Annotated in this window: 14 protein-coding genes; 11 read left to right on the top strand and 3 right to left on the bottom strand. The window is 47.0% G+C overall.

From position 1 onward, the window contains the following. Positions 1 to 679: 679 nt before the first annotated feature. On the top strand, positions 680 to 1,441 hold the full coding sequence (locus Q0V82_RS11660; protein WP_297575905.1) for a hypothetical protein: 762 nt from the start codon (positions 680 to 682) through the stop codon (positions 1,439 to 1,441). Positions 1,442 to 1,497: 56 nt separating this feature from the next. On the opposite strand, the gene Q0V82_RS11655 is transcribed toward Q0V82_RS11660, so the two are convergent. Continuing rightward, the gene (locus tag Q0V82_RS11655; protein ID WP_297575903.1) at positions 1,498 to 1,746 is read right to left on the bottom strand and encodes a pyocin activator PrtN family protein; all 249 of its coding nucleotides are present in this window, start codon (positions 1,744 to 1,746) and stop codon (positions 1,498 to 1,500) included. A 168-nt stretch (positions 1,747 to 1,914) separates the two neighbouring features. Here Q0V82_RS11655 and Q0V82_RS11650 point away from each other — a divergent pair, with 168 nt between their 5' ends. Continuing rightward, a complete protein-coding gene (locus Q0V82_RS11650) occupies positions 1,915 to 2,349 on the top strand; it encodes a M15 family metallopeptidase (protein WP_297575902.1) in 435 nt (144 codons plus the stop codon). Between the two features lie 581 nt (positions 2,350 to 2,930). Here Q0V82_RS11650 and Q0V82_RS11645 read toward each other — a convergent pair. Next, positions 2,931 to 4,292 (bottom strand): Fic family protein, encoded by a 1,362-nt coding sequence (locus Q0V82_RS11645; RefSeq protein ID WP_297575901.1) that lies wholly within the window; start codon positions 4,290 to 4,292, stop codon positions 2,931 to 2,933. 508 nt (positions 4,293 to 4,800) lie between these two features. Here Q0V82_RS11645 and Q0V82_RS11640 point away from each other — a divergent pair. The 9 genes from Q0V82_RS11640 (at position 4,801) to nirD (ending at position 16,766) form a co-directional block, all read left to right on the top strand. Further along, the gene (locus Q0V82_RS11640) at positions 4,801 to 6,138 is read left to right on the top strand and encodes a Fic family protein (protein WP_297575899.1); all 1,338 of its coding nucleotides are present in this window, start codon (positions 4,801 to 4,803) and stop codon (positions 6,136 to 6,138) included. A gap of 112 nt (positions 6,139 to 6,250) precedes the next feature. Continuing rightward, positions 6,251 to 6,904 carry an NAD(P)H-binding protein gene (locus Q0V82_RS11635; protein ID WP_297575898.1) on the top strand — a complete coding sequence of 218 codons (654 nt, stop codon included), beginning with the start codon at positions 6,251 to 6,253 and terminating at the stop codon, positions 6,902 to 6,904. 225 nt (positions 6,905 to 7,129) lie between these two features. Next, positions 7,130 to 8,248 carry a hypothetical protein gene (locus Q0V82_RS11630; protein ID WP_297575896.1) on the top strand — a complete coding sequence of 373 codons (1,119 nt, stop codon included), beginning with the start codon at positions 7,130 to 7,132 and terminating at the stop codon, positions 8,246 to 8,248. Next, positions 8,239 to 9,303, top strand: a complete 1,065-nt coding sequence (locus tag Q0V82_RS11625; RefSeq protein WP_297575894.1) for a hypothetical protein — start codon at positions 8,239 to 8,241, stop codon at positions 9,301 to 9,303. The genes Q0V82_RS11630 and Q0V82_RS11625 overlap by 10 nt, the downstream gene beginning before the upstream one ends. Positions 9,304 to 9,336: 33 nt before the next feature. Beyond that, positions 9,337 to 9,969, top strand: a complete 633-nt coding sequence (locus tag Q0V82_RS11620; RefSeq protein WP_297575892.1) for a hypothetical protein — start codon at positions 9,337 to 9,339, stop codon at positions 9,967 to 9,969. A gap of 58 nt (positions 9,970 to 10,027) precedes the next feature. Then, positions 10,028 to 11,368 carry a CsgG/HfaB family protein gene (locus Q0V82_RS11615; protein ID WP_297575890.1) on the top strand — a complete coding sequence of 447 codons (1,341 nt, stop codon included), beginning with the start codon at positions 10,028 to 10,030 and terminating at the stop codon, positions 11,366 to 11,368. Between the two features lie 681 nt (positions 11,369 to 12,049). After that, the gene (locus tag Q0V82_RS11610; RefSeq protein WP_297575888.1) at positions 12,050 to 13,453 is read left to right on the top strand and encodes a NarK family nitrate/nitrite MFS transporter; all 1,404 of its coding nucleotides are present in this window, start codon (positions 12,050 to 12,052) and stop codon (positions 13,451 to 13,453) included. A 363-nt stretch (positions 13,454 to 13,816) separates the two neighbouring features. Next, the gene (nirB, locus tag Q0V82_RS11605; protein ID WP_297575886.1) at positions 13,817 to 16,357 is read left to right on the top strand and encodes a nitrite reductase large subunit NirB; all 2,541 of its coding nucleotides are present in this window, start codon (positions 13,817 to 13,819) and stop codon (positions 16,355 to 16,357) included. Positions 16,358 to 16,442: 85 nt separating this feature from the next. Next, a complete protein-coding gene (nirD, locus tag Q0V82_RS11600; RefSeq protein ID WP_297575884.1) occupies positions 16,443 to 16,766 on the top strand; it encodes a nitrite reductase small subunit NirD in 324 nt (107 codons plus the stop codon). A gap of 55 nt (positions 16,767 to 16,821) precedes the next feature. On the opposite strand, the gene Q0V82_RS11595 is transcribed toward nirD, so the two are convergent. Next, the coding region (locus Q0V82_RS11595; protein ID WP_297575882.1) for a putative quinol monooxygenase at positions 16,822 to 17,103 on the bottom strand (282 nt) is incomplete at its 5' end.

Below are 17,103 nucleotides of genomic sequence, written 5' to 3'. Positions count from 1 at the left end.
GGATTTGTATGGCTTTATCGAATAACCGAATGAATAGCCCTGAAATGAATAATGTTGATCCTAAGTAAAAAAAGAATAGTCCAGTATTTTTAATTAAATATGGCTTGTTACTTATCAAATCAAAGGGGTTATACTCGATTGACTCCACGGAAAATTAGAAATCAATCGAGTCTGATGTCATTTATTTTCTTGAATTGAGTTTTGTCATTTTAAAAAATGGCATCCTTGAAGAATGAAATAATTTCAAATATATTGCTAGTGTTGGTTGTTTTTTGGTTAGATAAGTTTGTCATCATTCTGGATGAATATTTAAGTAGCTATCATCATTGGTGATGATAGAGGAGTTTGTTTTTTAAATTTTATGTGCTGTATGTACAACATCGAGGGTTTCAGATTGCAAATAGATATAGAATATTAATAATTAAGAGCAGAAAGTAGTCCTTTGTTATTTAAATTGAATTGATAGCTTCACGTTTTTTTTGAGTGATTTGTATATTGTAATCTCTCGCGATTTGAGCTGTTTGTGTGTTATTAGAGATTGCGAATATCACTTTGTTCGATTTGCATAGAGAAGCAGTCGCACCGATGATGCGAAATGAGTCGTGTGGTTGTCGATAATTTAAGTGTTATTATTTTTTCGATATTGTGCATTACAATAATATAGCTGACTGTTGACTTTTTGTTGGAGATTAAAATTAAGAAAATTTTAAAAAATATGATACCTGAACTCCTAGGCTTGACTTTTATGGTTTTTTTGATGCCATTTGCGTTTGTGTTGTTTGTATTTTCATTACGTTTTGTAGAAACAGTTTCGTTTAATTCTTTTGTTAAAGGTGTGGCTGCAGGTGATGTAAATTTAATACCACTTGGTGTCTTAGTTGCTGTCTTGATATTTTTTTTAAAAGAGATATTGGAGTTTAATAAAAGAAAGCTAGAGCGACGTAGGAAAATTCGAGCGTGTAAGAATCTACTTTCTAATGAATTAAGATTGAATCTTTGGGTGCATAATAAGTTTGTTGATATAATTTCTAATATAAAAAATGAAAAACATTTAGAAGCAAAGTTTTTGTATCTTAAACGTGGTATAGATGATTGTATTCTTACAGAGGTAGAAGGAAAGAGCACTTTTGGCTGCCCAATTCCAATGGTGCATGATAAGTTTCATGAAAAACTAATTGTTAATATTGCCGAGGTTGATGGGCATTTATTTGGTTTAACTCAGGCGTCATATGATGGTTTGGTACTTTTGGAGCATATTAGAAAAGGTTTGATTGATGGGCTGTGTGCCGAGAAAAATAATGAGCAATTTTATCCGCATGATATACGTGATAGCGGTTTCCTAGATTATGCATTGGATGAACTGGATGAAGTCTATAAGTCCATGAATTCCTTGTATTTTGAGTGCGCAGGAAAAGAATTAACCGAGTCTAAGTTGCGCTAGCATTTCTTGATGTTTTGGTGGAGCAAGTATCAGGCCAATTTGTTTAGTGGCATCATTTAAAGCTGGCTCCGTTGCCAGCTTTTTTGTGCCTGCTCGGCTTGTTGGTCGATTCTTTGGCGAGGTCTGCGCACGAAGCGTGGGGCTTTGGCGCTGTCGGTGAGGCGGATGGCGAGGAAGGGCAGTTTGTTTCGGGCTGCTTGCTCGTTGACTTCGCGTTTGCCTAGGCCAAGGTAATCCGCGCCAACGGTTTCCAGTGGGATAAGTGGTTTTTGGTAGCAGGCCATCAGGGCGAACGCGGTATTCATGGTTTGTTTCCTTGTTATTTATGGGCAGCGGCAAGCTTTGGTGCTGGGCAACTTGGCGTGCAATGGTTTTGAGTGCTATTTAAAAAATCCGGCCAGCAATTTCAACAGTGGTAAATCCACCAGCGTTGATTGATTTATTGATTTGGCCTTTTTTTATAGGGATAAATCATGTCGAGTCGTGATCTCAAAGATTTGCATGTCAGTATTCGCTTGCTGGCTGAGCAGTTTGTGGCGGAGGCTAATGCCGCTTTGCAGCAGCAAAATCCGGCGCTGGCGGTGCGTTTGGTTTGCACTTGGCGGCCGCAATCTGAGCAAAATGCCTTGTACGCGCAAGGGCGAACTAAGCCCGGGCGTAAGGTAACTTGGGTAAGGCACAGCGCGCACAATACCGATTTGGCCGACACACCGCATGGCGACGCCGAGGCGCTGGATGTGGGGGTGTTTGAGAACGGCAACTATCTGCCAGGCAATACCGCCCGAGAATTGGCTTTTTATTTATGCCTAGGCCCAATTGGCGAGCGCCACGGTTTGGCTTGGGGCGGGCGCTGGAAAACGCCAGATTACCCGCATTTTGAGCGCAAAAAATGGCGCACCGCACGCTGATGAGGCGCAGCTTTGCAGTCCAAAACATCACTTAAATTTGCGCTAGATAGGGATTTTAAATCCACAAAAGCTGAGGTTAACGCTGTGGATAAACGGTAGATAAGCCACTCAAACCCAATGCCAATGCGGCTTGTAGCGCGTGAACAAAAGTTAATCAATTAGCAAACAAAATGCCATCAAGATCATGCAGTGGCATTGCGCTCCTATTGGCAAACCGAAGGGGGCGGCAAATCAAAGGGGTCAGACTCGATTGATTTCTAGTTTTCCGTGGAATCAATCGAGTCTAACCCCTTTGATTTTCTAATTTAGCCACAGCCAAGCGAGCAGTTAATGTTCTCTTGTAGCGAATCGGACTAAACTATGCTCAGTCGGCGAACAACAGCCGCTGAGGCGCAACAGTTCGGGGGGAAGCGCCTGCAATGGCCTTGATTGCAGACGCTAAAATTAAATCGCGACAGCCATCACGTCGGCCTAAGCGAATATCTTTGGGATCATTGCCTAACTGAATTTGTCTCAAGCTTCGGCGTCCATTTTAAGCTGAACCCATCAACTTTCGACGGGCGTCCATTTTGATCTGGTTGTTAGATTTTTAGGCGCTCTCTCAATCCGGCTGGTGCTAAGTAGAGAATCGCTTTGCCTTTTTTGCTTTTCGTTGCAACCAATAGATCGTCATCAACAAGCCCATTTAAATATGCTCGCGCCGTATTTTCATTAATATCAAAGTCCATAGCTGCTTGCTTTGAGGTAAAAATCTTACCTGGATGCTTAACCGCATCTTTCAGTATTTCAAGTTGACCTCTTTTTAGATTTTTAGACATAGGGCTTTTCTCAACCCATTCCATAAATTCATAAAATTCATTTTTTTTAGCATCTATATGTTCATGAAGAGAGCTAACGGCCTTGATGACAATATCAACTTGATGGTAAATAAAATAGGTTAAATCAAAATCATCTGATTCTGTATATATATACGCGGTATCATAATCACTTCTTTTTTCTTGAATAAGCTTGCTGATAGAAACATATTCAAATAACCAATATCCAGAGCGTAGCATGTACCAATAAAATAAAGCTCTTGCAGCTCTACCATTGCCATCACCAAACGGATGAATATAACCCATCATAAAATGCAAGGTTATTGCTTTAACCAAAGGGTGAATAAAATCATTGCTGCTTTTTCCGTTATGATTCTCGTTTGCAAATTCACATAGAGACAAAAGTCTATCTTTTAGAGTGTTAAAGCAGGGTGGAGTATGTGCGGTTTCGTTGTAAAGATTAGAAACGGTGATTTCATTGTCTTTCCGCAACTCACCGGGAATTGCTTCATTGTCAATCGCATTAAATGTTGCTATTTCATGTAACTCTAATATCAAGTCAATAGAAAGTTTGTCGTCTTTTTTCTCTACGGCTTTTTTCATTAGTAAATAATTATTAAAAATCATTTGTTCTGACTTATCTTTTGGTGGCCTGCTAGTTTCTAGCATCTCTTTGGCGACTTTCCGTGTAGTTGAAGCGCCTTCAAGTTGAGATGAAGTGATTGCTTCTTCCATAATAAGACTTTTGACTAGATACCGATCTTTTTCTTTGGCTGTGATGAAAGAGCCATCGCCAATTGCATGTCCGCCACCTGTCGTCTTATCGAGATGATGAAGTTGTGCAAACAAAGATTCTGGGATGCAGTAGCTAAAGTGGCTACCTTCTTTGTCTGCTTGAAGAAGAGGTAAGGCTTTAGATAGCGTTTTTCTAGCAAATTTTGTAGCTATCCATGCGAAATTTTCTGATTCACTTTTAGGTAAACGCCAGATGAATTTATCCCAGTGCAGGTACCTACCTTCAGAATCGGTCGCGCCGTATTTTCCTAAATAAGAAAATAAATCCTCGTGTGAGTGCGAGGCCTCTGCTAAGAGATCAGCAAAAGGTTTTGGAATTCTGATTCTTGCCATAGCTAACCCCACAAAACGTAAAAAATTAAAATTGATTTTATCGTGTATTTTGCTAGCGTCAACTAGTATTTGAAATTTTGCGTTTTGATTGGGATGGTAAGTATGTAAGCCTGTTTGCGTAATTTTTAATGAACGCTGATAAGTGGAAAATTAAGATTTTTTGTGCTCTACGAAGTGCTGTAATTGCTTGAAATTATTGATTTAATTTGAGTTTGATCAATTGGCCATGATGGTGTTGATGAAAAGCTGCTAAGGCCAGGTCATGGCAAGCATTAACGATCATCCCGATAGGCGTGCGGCATTGGGCTAGCGATTCAAGCGCTCAAAATTAAATACAGCAATGGCAATAATGCAAAGCAAGCCCAAGTAAAAAACAGCACAGAGCTGGAGTGAGCCCGAGAGCATAAAACTGCGCCAGTAATGTGGCGCAGTTTTGCTAACTGCGCCATAATTGCGCCATTGTATGCACAAATGGCGCCATAAAATAATGTCTTCCACGGCGAATCTAATGCGTAGTATTCAGGCCAGTGCGCAGGGTTTGAGTTTGGCAGAGCTACTTGGGGAGCACCCTGCAGTGGCGCGTCGAACTGCGCAGCGCTTGATCAATAAATTGATTCAAGAAGGTCAAATCGTAGCGGTAGGCGAGGGGCGTGCTCGGCGCTACTATGCAAATCATGTCACGCAACTCAATCATTCTGAGGTTGAATTCCCTCGCTTTATTCCTTTGTCTGCAGATAGTCGAGATATTGTTGCGTACATCAATAGTCCATTAGAAGCACGCAAACCCGTGGGGTATCAGCGAGATTTTCTTGATGCGTACATTCCGAATGAAACCTTCTACCTTTCTGAGTCTTTGCGTCGCCAATTGCATCAGATCGGTAAAACGGCCCAAGCTGATGCGCCGGCAGGCACTTACAGTCGTGCAATTCTGAGCCGTTTACTGATCGACTTGTCATGGGCATCGAGTCATTTAGAGGGTAATACCTATTCTCGGCGGGATACGCGTGAGCTCATTGAACATGGCAAAGTGGCGCAAGGTAAGGGTACGATTGAAACGCAGATGATTTTGAATCACAAAACCGCTATCGAATTGATGGTTGAGAATATTGCAGAGGCACAATTTAACCGCTACATGCTGATGAATTTGCATAGTGCCTTATCAGAAAATTTGCTACCCAATCCAGCCGATGAAGGCCGCATACGCCAGCATGCGGTTGATATTGGCCAAAGCGTTTATCGTCCTTTATCGACTCCGCAGCAAATCGAAGATGCGCTTGAGGTGTTGCTCGCCAAAGCCAATCGGATATCCGATCCATTTGAGCAATCATTTTTTATGATGGTGCATTTGCCTTACTTGCAGCCGTTTGCTGATATCAACAAACGCACTTCGCGGCTTGCCGCAAACTTGCCACTATTTCGCGCTAATCTTTGCCCTCTGACTTTTTTGGACGTACCTGAGCAGGCCTACAGCCGAGCTACGCTAGGTGTGTATGAAATGACTCGGATTGAATTATTGCGTGATCTGTATGTTTGGGCTTATGAGCGATCAACTCAGGAATACTTGGCAATTAAGCAAGAATTGGCTGAGCCTGACCCCGCTCGATTGGCGTGGCGAGATCTGATCAAAAAAACAATTCGTGAGGTAGTGACTCAGCCCGAACTGGATGCACTGACCGTGATTGAGCAAACGGTTGGTGCTGTTGTCCCTGAATCGGAACGAGGCGCGGTGCAGGCATTGATTATTGAAGAGTTGCGACGTTTACACGAGGGCGTATTAGCCAGATATGGCCTGCGCCCGTCCGAGTTTCTTACTTGGAATGCACGTCAATTTAATTCGTTGGTTTGATGGGGGTAGCGCCGCACTGTAGCAGCGGCGCTGTATTTGGTGTGGGTCGCGTCGATAAAACGGCGTGGCGTGACTAACGCGCCTGTGGGTTTGAGTGATTGAGGTTGGATAGATGCAAAAAACGCTGTTGATTTTAGGGGCAACTGGCGCAGTCGGTCAGCAGTTATTACAGCAGGCTTTGGCGCACGCTGATGTGGCGCGGGTGATTGCGCCGACACGGCGCGCTTTAACGGCGCATATTAAATTACAAAATCCGATTGTCGATTTTGACGCGCTACCGAATGACGCGGCATGGTGGCAGGTGGATGCGGCACTCTGTGTACTGGGCACAACGCGCAAAATCGCTGGCTCGGCGGCGGCATTTCGGCGCGTTGATTACGACTATGTATTGCAGGCCGCCCAGTACTTGCATCATGCGGCAACTCCGACCTTGGTGTTAAATTCTTCATTGGGCGCCAATGCACAGGCTAGTGGTTTGTACCTGCGCACCAAGGGCGAGGCTGAACGCGATGTGCGCGCCTTGGGCTTTCGCTCTTTGACCATTGTTCGGCCGTCTTTGCTCGATGCTGGCGTTCGCCCCGATCGACGCCGTGCCGAAGAATTTGGCTTATGGCTCAATCGGCATTTTGCTGGCTGTATTCCGGCAGCGTGGCGGGCGGTGAAAGTTGAGCGCGTCGCCGCGACCATGTTAGCAGCGGCACTCAGCGCCGCGCCCGGGGTGAGCGTGATTGAGTCGGCGCAAATGGCGAATCATGAAGATGTTTAGTTTTGATGTAGCTTCGCTGAATATTGAGGGCTGCTGCTAGGGTTAGTGAGTGCAGTCAAGCTTCAACTTACTAACTTATCTTAAATTTTCTAAAAACTTACTTTTTTGGTAATGATTTAGTGTAGTATCCGCACCTGCCCGCACATGTCGGTGTCATTTTATTGGTGTGAGATCTACTCAATGCAATTCAAATTTTTTTATCCAGTCCTTCTTGTTGCTCTTTTCTTGACTCCAGCATGGGGATTAGCGGCGACTGTTACATTGGCGGGCTTGGCCTATTCGGGGGATAGCAAGTCGATAGCGACGCGCTTTCCGTTTAGCAAACAGCTCGAATTGACGCAATCTGCAGCAGGCAATTCACTCAATAAGCAACTGGCACAAGCTTTAGCCCAAAACCAGCCAACCAATTTCACGCTGCAGCAAGGCGCGCTCAGTGAATTAAAAGGCCAAGATCAAGCGATCGTGGTGGCGTTGGTGATTACAGGTGAAACTGTTTCTGCGGAACGATTTGGCGATGTAGCAAAATTACTCACGCAAGTTCGCGCGCAAGCGATGTTTTTTGACTTCAAAACAATGACTGTCGTGCGCGCTTACCCGTTTAGCTTTACGCATTTGGATGTGATTGACCATTACCCTTCGCCAGCTGAAATGGCAGAGCGTTTTCGATCGGTGTATTACGGCGAACAAGGTAAAGCGGGGATCTTAGCGCGATTTACCGATATCGTCAGCAAGGCCAGTATTCCCAATAATGTGCCGCGTTTTGTGCAAGTCAATCAGGTAAAAATTGGGGATGAAGCGCGTGAGCTGATGCCGGATGAATTAAAAACGCCTGGTGTGGCAGAAACCTGGGCTGCTGATTTATTTTCTGAAAGTCTGTCGAGCAAAACAGGCATTCCCTTATTGCCATATGCCAAAGGTCATGCCATTGGTAGTGTGATGTCGATGCGAATTGCAGATGGCGATGTGTATATGCTCAAGCTGCCTGAGCCTGATTACACCATTGCTTTGCAAATCCCGCGCTTTAAAAAAATCAAAAGCGGCGAATCGTCCAGTGGTGCCAGCTACATTTATGGCGCGTACAGCAATATCAAAATTCAAGAGCCAACCTCAAACCGAGTTTATTTAGAGGCCGACTTCAAAAATGGCGAAGTCAAATTGGTGCCCGCTTCGCAAGACACTACTGATGACTTTCCTGCGTATTACGACGCAATCAAAGGTTTGTTCGTGAAGTTGTCGGATAACTTAGCCGGTAATAAATCCGATTGGCTTAAATCATCGACTGCCAGCCCCAATATTGCCCAACAAATTACATCGACCCAAGAGCTCTTAAAATCATGCAAATAATTCGTCTATTTTTAATTTCTTTCTTGCTGCTCCTTGGCGTAACGGCGCAGGCCGAAACGGCGACGGCCAAAGGTCAAGCGACCATTAAATATGAAACTTCATTAATGAGCTCAAAGGTGAGCCCAGAAGACAAAGCCAAAGCGATGGCCTTGGCACAGCTCAAAGCCGTGGATAAGTATTATGCCGAAGCGGGTGATGCGCAGTCTGAAGGTTTGGATGCGATTCGCGCCAAAATTAAAGCCGATCCAGATCGCTATATTTTGGAAACGGTGATTTTGAGCGAAGAAGATAAACCGGATATGAAGCAATACTCGATCACGGTCCGCGCGACGCTCAATGTGTCGCAATTGCGTAATGCCAGCAAATCATCCTCGGTCGTAGCGCAAGCAGCCAAAGGGGATAAATCAAAATTAACGTTTGTGTTTGTTTCTCGCCAAACCGATAGCGCTCAAAGCTTTGATGATCGTGTTTACAAAACCGTAGAAGTAAAAGGAAAAGCCAAAAGTGGTAAAAACTCGGCTGAATATCGGGCGTCCGAAGAATCAGGTGGTAGCACCACACGTAAGGCAACAAAAAAAACCTACGCAGTTTTTCCGAGTACTTATCTAAAGAGTGTATTTAACGGTGTATTTGCTGGTGCTGGTTATAAGGTGATCGATGCGGCTTATCTTGAGCCTGCGAGTAAAGGTTTGTTCAAAATTAAATCGGTTGAAAATGACTTTAAATCGGGTAATGACTTACAACCGCAAACCGAGCGCGACGTTGCGATGGGCTTGCAAAATGCCAAAGTACCTTATATCGCCTACGGCACATTAGATGTGCGCTTAAGCGATACCGATGCTGCAACGGGTCTATTCCGTGTGTCTGTCGCCGCGACGGGAAAGTTGCTCGATGTGAGCGACTCTATGCCAGAAACCAAGGCTGAAGTAGGTCCGATTCAAGTGGCGGGTTTAGGCCCAACCGAAGAAGAAGCGCAAACCAATGCGCTTAAAAATGCCGCTGAAAAAGTAGCGCGAGAATTACTGAGTCAAATGAACAATGCCGGTGTGATGTAAGTCGGTTTCTCTATTTAAAAAAAGGAAGTAACGGTGCGTAAATCAATTTTAATGATAAGTATTTTATTAGCAGCCAGCTTGCCACTTTCGGCGCAAGCCGGTGTGTTTGATTTGGTGAGTAAAGCCACCGATTCTGGCAGCGGTGGCGGTGATGCGGTTGCCCAGCAAGATGAACTGGTCAATGCCTACATAGCCGCAAATAAAGAAGTCTTGTTGGCGCAATATAAAATGGCCAATGCGCTAGGGGCAAAAGAAGCTGCCGCCTTAGCCAAAGCGGAGGCCGATGCGCTTAGTTCGGGCGCGACTAAAGACAATTTAAGCAAAGCCGATACCGTACAAAGTGACGTGTCAAAGGCGATTACTGAGCGCCAAAAAGTGGTCGGCAATACGATGGATGAGGCGGCCAAGAAAGAATACGCATCGGGCTTGGGCTCTTTGGGTAAAGGTGTTTTGAAATACGCAGGGATGGCCACAAAGTTTAGCGCGTTTAAAAGCTCACTCACATCGATTTCGCCCATGATGCTGACTAAATTGAATTCTGGCGTTTACATCGTTAAAAGTTTTCCAGCTAATAGTAAAAACTTGTACGACACATTGGGCAGTTCGGTGAGTTTTGCCAAGAGCAATGACATTCCGGTACCCGCTGACGCAACCAAAGCACTTTAAGCCGAGAAGCAACGTTTTATCCCGCTTAAGTGCGGGATTTTTTATTGAAGGGATGGCAATGAAATTATCTTATTGTTTGGCGCTGCTTGGTTCAGCATTGCTACTGACGGCATGCTTTAAAGATGAAGCGCCGCCAGCGGCCGCATCTGCGGTGCAGGCTCAGCCAACGGCGCCGGTTGCGGCTTTACCAGATGCAGGCAAACTAAGCACAGAAAAAACCACTGCCACCGGTGTGGGCCCAACAGCCGCAGCCGCGGTGGATGAAGCGATCAAAATGGCCATTAAGCAAGTGAATGGCGTCGCCGTTGATATGAGCTCGGAACAGTTTAAATCGACGCTAGCCTTAGCTATTGGTAAAGATGCGGCGCAATTGCAAGCGACAGCGTTTTCTGAATATGTGGCACAGCAATCAGGCGGTGTGGTTAGTCGCTTTAAAGTCATTAAATTGGATGCGCCTGTCGCCGCAGGTGGCATGTACACCGCCAATATTGAAGCCGATATCACCAAATTTAATGCGCCTGCAGCAGAGAGCAAAAAATTAAAAATCGTTGTTGGCGAAATCCGCGTTGATACCGATTCATTCAAAGTGGCAGGTGTGGCGGTGCCATCGACTGCGGTGGCCGAAGCGATTCGCCAACGGATTTTGGATGCGTTGACCAATACTGGGCGGTTTTCGGTATTAGATCGTGAGCTTGGCGCAGATATCGAGCAAGAAATGGACATGATTGCATCGGGGCAGGCGCCGTCGGCCGAGCGCTCGAAAATGAGTCAAGCGATCAGTGCTGATTTAGTTTGGACCGGCAAAATTGATGCATTTAATTACCAAAATAATCAAGGCACTTGGGCCTTATCGCAGCGCGTGATTAATGTTGCGACGCGGCAAGTGCAGCTATCGAATATTTTGCAAGGCGATTTCAATCAAAAGCTAGATTTAAGCCAAGCCAAACAAAACTTAGAAACACAAATGGTAGCGCGAGTGGTCAGTGCGATTTTGGTTCGTACTTTTCCGATTACCGTCGCTTCACGCGATGGCAATAATGTGGTGCTCAGCCAAGGTGGACAATCGGTGCAAGTGGGCGCGCGTTACCAATTGGTATCGATGGGGCAAGAAATTAAAGACCCACAAACCGGCCAATCGTTGGGGCGAACTGAATATGATTGCTGCGAAGTGATTATCGACAAAGTGGGGCCAACTATGTCGCAAGGGCGTTTGGAAAACATTCGCATGCCACTTGAGCAGATTCAGCCCGGTGGTTTGCAACTGCGCGAGTTAACGAGCAAAACGCCCGCCGCTAGCGCCTCTAGCGCCTCCAGCGTTAAAACGGCAACTACGAAAAAAACCACGGGCACACAGAAGGCACCAAAAGATGTGTTTGCGGATGATAAAGACAAGTGGTAATTGAGCAGTGAAATAGCTCGCACCGGAGGAGTTAGGCATTTTTATTAAGGTATATTAATACAAAATTTTATTTATATAGCTTGTGTTGATATACCTTTTTAGTATCGTGTTTTCGCTGGCCGGCTAACGCGTTCGGCGTAAACCGTATCTGAAATTCAATGGTAAAGACTACCCAGTAGCGATCTAGATTGGCCAAAAAGCCAGTGTGTATGGCACAGGCAACGTCGATTTAGCTAAGCTGGCAGGATAGTCTGCTTGCTGAATGGTTGTACATCATGGATTGGCGTCGAGCGAGGGCATGCCTTGTCCTTATACGGTTGTGCTTGCCCGAAATCGACTGATGCAGCGAACGCTGCGCGCAGTTAAGCTCGGGTTTGCTCACAATGAACTTGCGAATAATCAAAGGAATTGAAGTTGTTAATTATTGCGGCTCTATCTCTATTGAGGTAGGCGGCAAGGTCGCGGTGTCGGGCTGAGTGGCCCGTATCGCTAGCTTATGTTGTGGGCATATGGCGATATGGCTTGTGTTGTGAGCAAGGGCGGATTTTTGGTGGATTTTGTCTATTGCTTTAGAGGTAGGATTTTGCTAGTTGCGCCCGTGGGGCGCTTTTTTTTTGCCGTATAGTTGGCCGCATACCGCTGGATGTATAGGTGCGGCTGGCAAATGAAAGGAAAAAAATCATGGCAAAAAGTGCGGTGTTAACGCGTTGGGAGCCGGAAAATCCGGTGTTTTGGCAAGAGCAAGGTCAGTCGGTGGCCAAGCGCAATTTGGCGATTTCGATTCCCTGTTTGACTTTGGGTTTTGTGATTTCAGTGCTGTGGAGTGTGGTGGCGCTGAATTTAAATTCTGCTGGCTTTAGTTTTAGTAAAGAGCAGTTGTTTATGTTGACGGCGTTGCCGCAATTGTCGGGTGCCACGCTGCGGATTTTTTATTCGTTTATGCCAGCGCGGTTTGGTGGGCGTAAATGGACAGCGATTTCAACCGCGCTGTTGTTGATTCCGGCGCTGTGGCTGGGCTTTGCGGTGCAAGATCCAACGACTTCTTACACCGAGCTACTGGTGATTGCGTTGCTGTGCGGTTTGGGTAGCGGCAATTTTGCTAGCTCGATGGCCAATATTGCTTATTTTTTCCCGACGGCAAAAAAAGGTTCGGCCAATGGTTTGAACGCCGGCTTTGGGAATTTGGGCGTTTCTTTGGCGCAATTATTGATTCCGTTGGCGATCACTTTGCCCTTGTTTGGCGCTTTTGGCGGCGAGGCGCAAAGCTATCTCAAAGAAGGCGCAGCGCAATCGCTGTGGTTACAAAACGCGGGCTTTATGTGGGTGCCGTTGATTGCGATTGCATCAGTGGCAGCTTGGTTTGGCATGAATGATATTGCTGATGCGCGCTCGTCGTTTGCTCAGCAAGCGGTGATTTTTCGCCGCAAACACAACTGGCTAATGTGCTGGTTGTATATCGGTACTTTTGGCAGTTTTATTGGCTTTGCGGGTGCTTTTGCCTTGCTGACTAAGTCCTTGTTTCCCGATGTTGCTGTTATGAAATATGCCTTTTTAGGACCGTTGATCGGGGCATTAATTCGCCCAGTTGGCGGTATTATTTCCGACAAAATCGGCGGCGCTAAGGTTACGCTAGGTGTGTTTATTGGCATGGCATGTGCGGTGTTGGGCGTGTTGGCATTTTTGCCTGAGTTGGGCGTCGATGGGCAGTTAAGCGGTGGTTCTTGGCCAGGCTTTTTTGCCATGTTTTTATTGCTGTTTACCTTTGCCGGTTTGGGCAATGGCTCGACGTATAAGATGATCCCAACGATTTTTGCCACGCTGAGAATGCGTGAAGCCAAGGGCAATGATGAAACCGCACAAAAAGCAGCGCGCTTGGGTGGGATGCAAGAATCAGCGGCAGCAGCGGGCTTTATCAGTGCGATTGGTGCGTATGGTGGTTTCTTTATTCCGCAAAGCTTTGGTTTGTCGATGCAAGCCAGTGGCGGTCCCGAATTAGCCTTGTACGCGTTTATTGCTTTTTATGTGAGCTGCGTGTGGATGACTTGGCGTTATTACGCTAGCCCAAAAGCTGAATTGCCTTGCTAGTAGGTATTGCCATCTAGGCTTTGTGTTTGAAGCTCTAGAAGGCAATACATTGTATAGATTATATAGATGTACGATGTTCAAGTTGGGTGTTGATACGTTAAATCGCCAGCGCTTGAGTCGCGGGGCTGTAGCTCCTTCCCCCTTGATGGGGGAAGGCTGGGATGGGGGTGTTGAGCTGCACGCCGTAGTTTCACCCTCACCCTACGCCCTCTCCCATCAAGGGAGAGGGAATGCCGCGATACTTTAGCCATGATCAATACAAAATCTGAGCATCACCAATAGATGTACGGCGCTGATAGGGCGTTGTGCGAGTCGATTGTGATGGATTGAATTCACCCGATGATGGGGTGTGAGGAGTAAGAAATGACGAAAACGCGTATCGTTGTCGTGGGCAACGGGATGGTGGGACACCGGTTTTTAGAAGAGCTGTGCGATAAAGGCAATGCCGCTGATTTTGACATCACGGTACTGTGTGCTGAGTCGAGAACGGCGTATGACCGGGTGCATTTGTCATCTTATTTTTCGCACCACACCGATGAAGATTTGTCTTTGGTGAAACCGGGCTTTTTTGAAAAAAACGGCATTAAAGTTTGCGTCGGCGAGGCGGTGAAGCATATCGATTCAGCGCAAAAAGTAGTGCTGACCAATAAAGGCCAATCTCTCGCGTATGACAAGCTGGTGCTGGCGACGGGCTCGTATCCGTGGGTGCCGCCGATTCAAGGCAGCGCGCATCATGAATGCTTTGTGTATCGCACCATTGATGATTTGGATGCGATTGAAGACGCTGCCAAATCAGCCAAAAGTGGGGTGGTGATTGGTGGTGGTTTATTGGGCTTGGAGGCCGCAGGTGCGCTCAAAGCCTTGGGCTTGGCAACGCACGTGGTTGAATATGCGCCGGTGTTGATGGCCGAACAGCTCGACCGTATGGGCGGCGAAATGCTGCGCCGTAAAATTACCGCGATGGGTGTAACGGTGCATACCGGTAAAAACACCAGCGATATTCAAATGCATGGCGGGCAACACGCTGCGCATCGCTTGGTGTTTGCTGATGGCAGTCATTTAGACGCCGATGTGATTGTGTTTTCGACCGGGATTCGCCCGCAAGACAATTTGGCACGCTATGGCCAGCTAGAAGTCGCCGAGCGTGGTGGCGTGGTGATTAATGATCACTGCCAAACGTCAAACGCGGATATTTATGCCGTTGGTGAGTGCGCAGCATGGCAGGGGCAGTATTTTGGTCTAGTCGCGCCGGGTTACAAAATGGCGCAAGTGGCGGTTGATCATTTATTGGGCCGTGACAATGCCTTTACCGGCGCCGATATGAGCGCCAAATTAAAATTATTGGGCGTTTCCGTTGGTAGTATTGGTGACGCGCAAGGGCGCACGCCCGGTTGCCATAGCTATGTATTCCAAGACGATCAAGCTGGGATTTATAAAAAAATCGTCGTCTCACAAGATGGCAGCGTGCTATTGGGCGCGGTGCTGATTGGTGACGTGGATGATTACGGCCAATTATTGCAAATGATGCTGAACGCGATGCCGGTGCCAGAGCATCCAGACGCATTGATTTTGCCTGCTTATGCTGGGGCCAAACCGGCTTTGGGCGTGGATGCTTTGCCAGCATCCGCAGTGATTTGCTCGTGTTTTGATGTGAGTAAACAAAAAATTGCCGATGCCGTTGCGGCGGGGCATCACACGCTAGCAGCGATTAAGGCCGAAACGGGCGCAGGTACCGGTTGTGGCGGCTGTGTGCCATTGATTAGTCAGGTGCTCAATGCCGAATTGGCGCGCAATGGCGTTGAAGTTAAAAATCATTTATGCGCGCATTTCCCGCATTCACGGCAAGATTTGTATCACCTCATTAAAGTTGCTGGCGTAAAAACCTTTGACGAAGCGATCGCCCAGTTTGGGCATGGCTATGGCTGTGAAACGTGTAAACCGACCATAGGCTCGATTTTGGCCAGTGCGTGGGGCGACTATGTGCTGTCGCCAGCCAATACGCCATTGCAAGACACCAATGATGTGTTTTTGGGCAATATGCAAAAAGACGGTACGTATTCGGTGATTCCACGGATGGCCGGTGGCGAGGTGACGCCAGAAGGCTTGATGGCATTGGCGGCGGTGGCCAAAGACTACGGGCTGTATACCAAAGTTACTGGTGCGCAACGCATTGGTTTGTTTGGCGCGCACAAAGGCGATTTACCCGTGATTTGGTCGCGCTTGATCGACGCTGGTTTTGAAACTGGCCAAGCGTATGCCAAGTCATTACGCATGGTGAAAACCTGTGTCGGCAGCACTTGGTGCCGTTTTGGCGTGCAAGACAGTGTGGGCTTGGGCGTTGATCTTGAGCATCGTTACAAAGGAATTCGCACGCCGCATAAAATGAAATTTGGCGTGTCCGGCTGTACCCGCGAATGCGCTGAAGCGCAGGGTAAAGACGTTGGTATTATCGCCACGGACGCGGGTTGGAATTTATATGTATGTGGCAATGGCGGGATGAAACCGCGCCATGCCGATTTACTGGCGTCTGATTTAGATCGCGAAACCTTATTGCGCTATCTCGATCGCTTTATGATGTTTTACGTGACGACTGCCGATAAATTGCAACGTACGGCCAGCTGGTTATTAAGCATGGAAGGCGGTGTGGATTATCTGCGCTCGGTGATTGTTGACGACAAGCTGGGGATTGCCGAACAATTAGAAAGTGATTTGGCGACCATCCGTAATCAATATCAATGCGAATGGCAAGCCACGTTGAGCGATGCCGATCAATTGGCGCGTTTTTCACACTTTATTAATAGCGAAGCGCACGACCCGAATGTGCAATTTGTGCCGGTGCGCGAGCAAGTTCGTCCAGCGCAATTGAACGAGCGCAAGGTCATTGCCATTAAGGCGATTATTTAAGGCGCAAGATCGCTCAGCAGTGGGGCGTCGATGTCGATTTGAATTCGACGCGTCCGCACTGATTGGTGAGCGTAAGGAGAGAATAATGAATTGGAATACAGTCTGTGATTTGAATGCCATTTTTCCGGGTACTGGGGTGTGTGCCTTAGTGGGCGAGCGGCAGGTGGCGATTTTTCGGCCGTATGCCGATGAGCAAGTGTTTGCGCTGGATAATATTGACCCGTTTGCTGGGGCCAGCGTGTTATCGCGTGGTTTGACGGTTGAACACGACGGCGAGCTATGGGTGGCTAGTCCATTGAAAAAACAGCGTTTTCGTTTGCGCGATGGTGTTTGCTATGAAAGCAGCGAGCGCTCAATTGAAAGCTTTGCCGTTCGGGTGGTTGGCCAGCAGGTCGAGGTGCAGATCTAAGGTTGAGGCATCCCATTAAAACCGCCGTGCGATTGATTTCGCACGGCGGTTTTTTTTAGGCGATCACTTGGTGATAGGTTTCCACCTGATACGACTCAACCCATTGCGGCATGATGTGGTGGAAATAATGTTGAATGGCCGGTTTGGCGCAGTGCTGCTCAAAAGCGGTAAGGTCGACAAATTTTTCGACAAAAGTCATGCGGCGTGGCTCATCGCGGCTGATATTGAGCTCGTAACGAATGCAGCCCGCTTCGCGGCGCGTATCGGCAATCAGGTCTGCCAGAGCAGCCAGTAGCTCGGTCTGATGGCCGTCTTTGGCGAACAAGCTCGCGACACG

The organism is uncultured Deefgea sp. (assembly GCF_947072475.1).
Taxonomy (GTDB): Bacteria; Pseudomonadota; Gammaproteobacteria; order Burkholderiales; family Chitinibacteraceae; genus Deefgea.
Note: the sequence above shows the minus strand (reverse complement) of the source record. Positions and strands in the feature narration are given on the sequence as shown.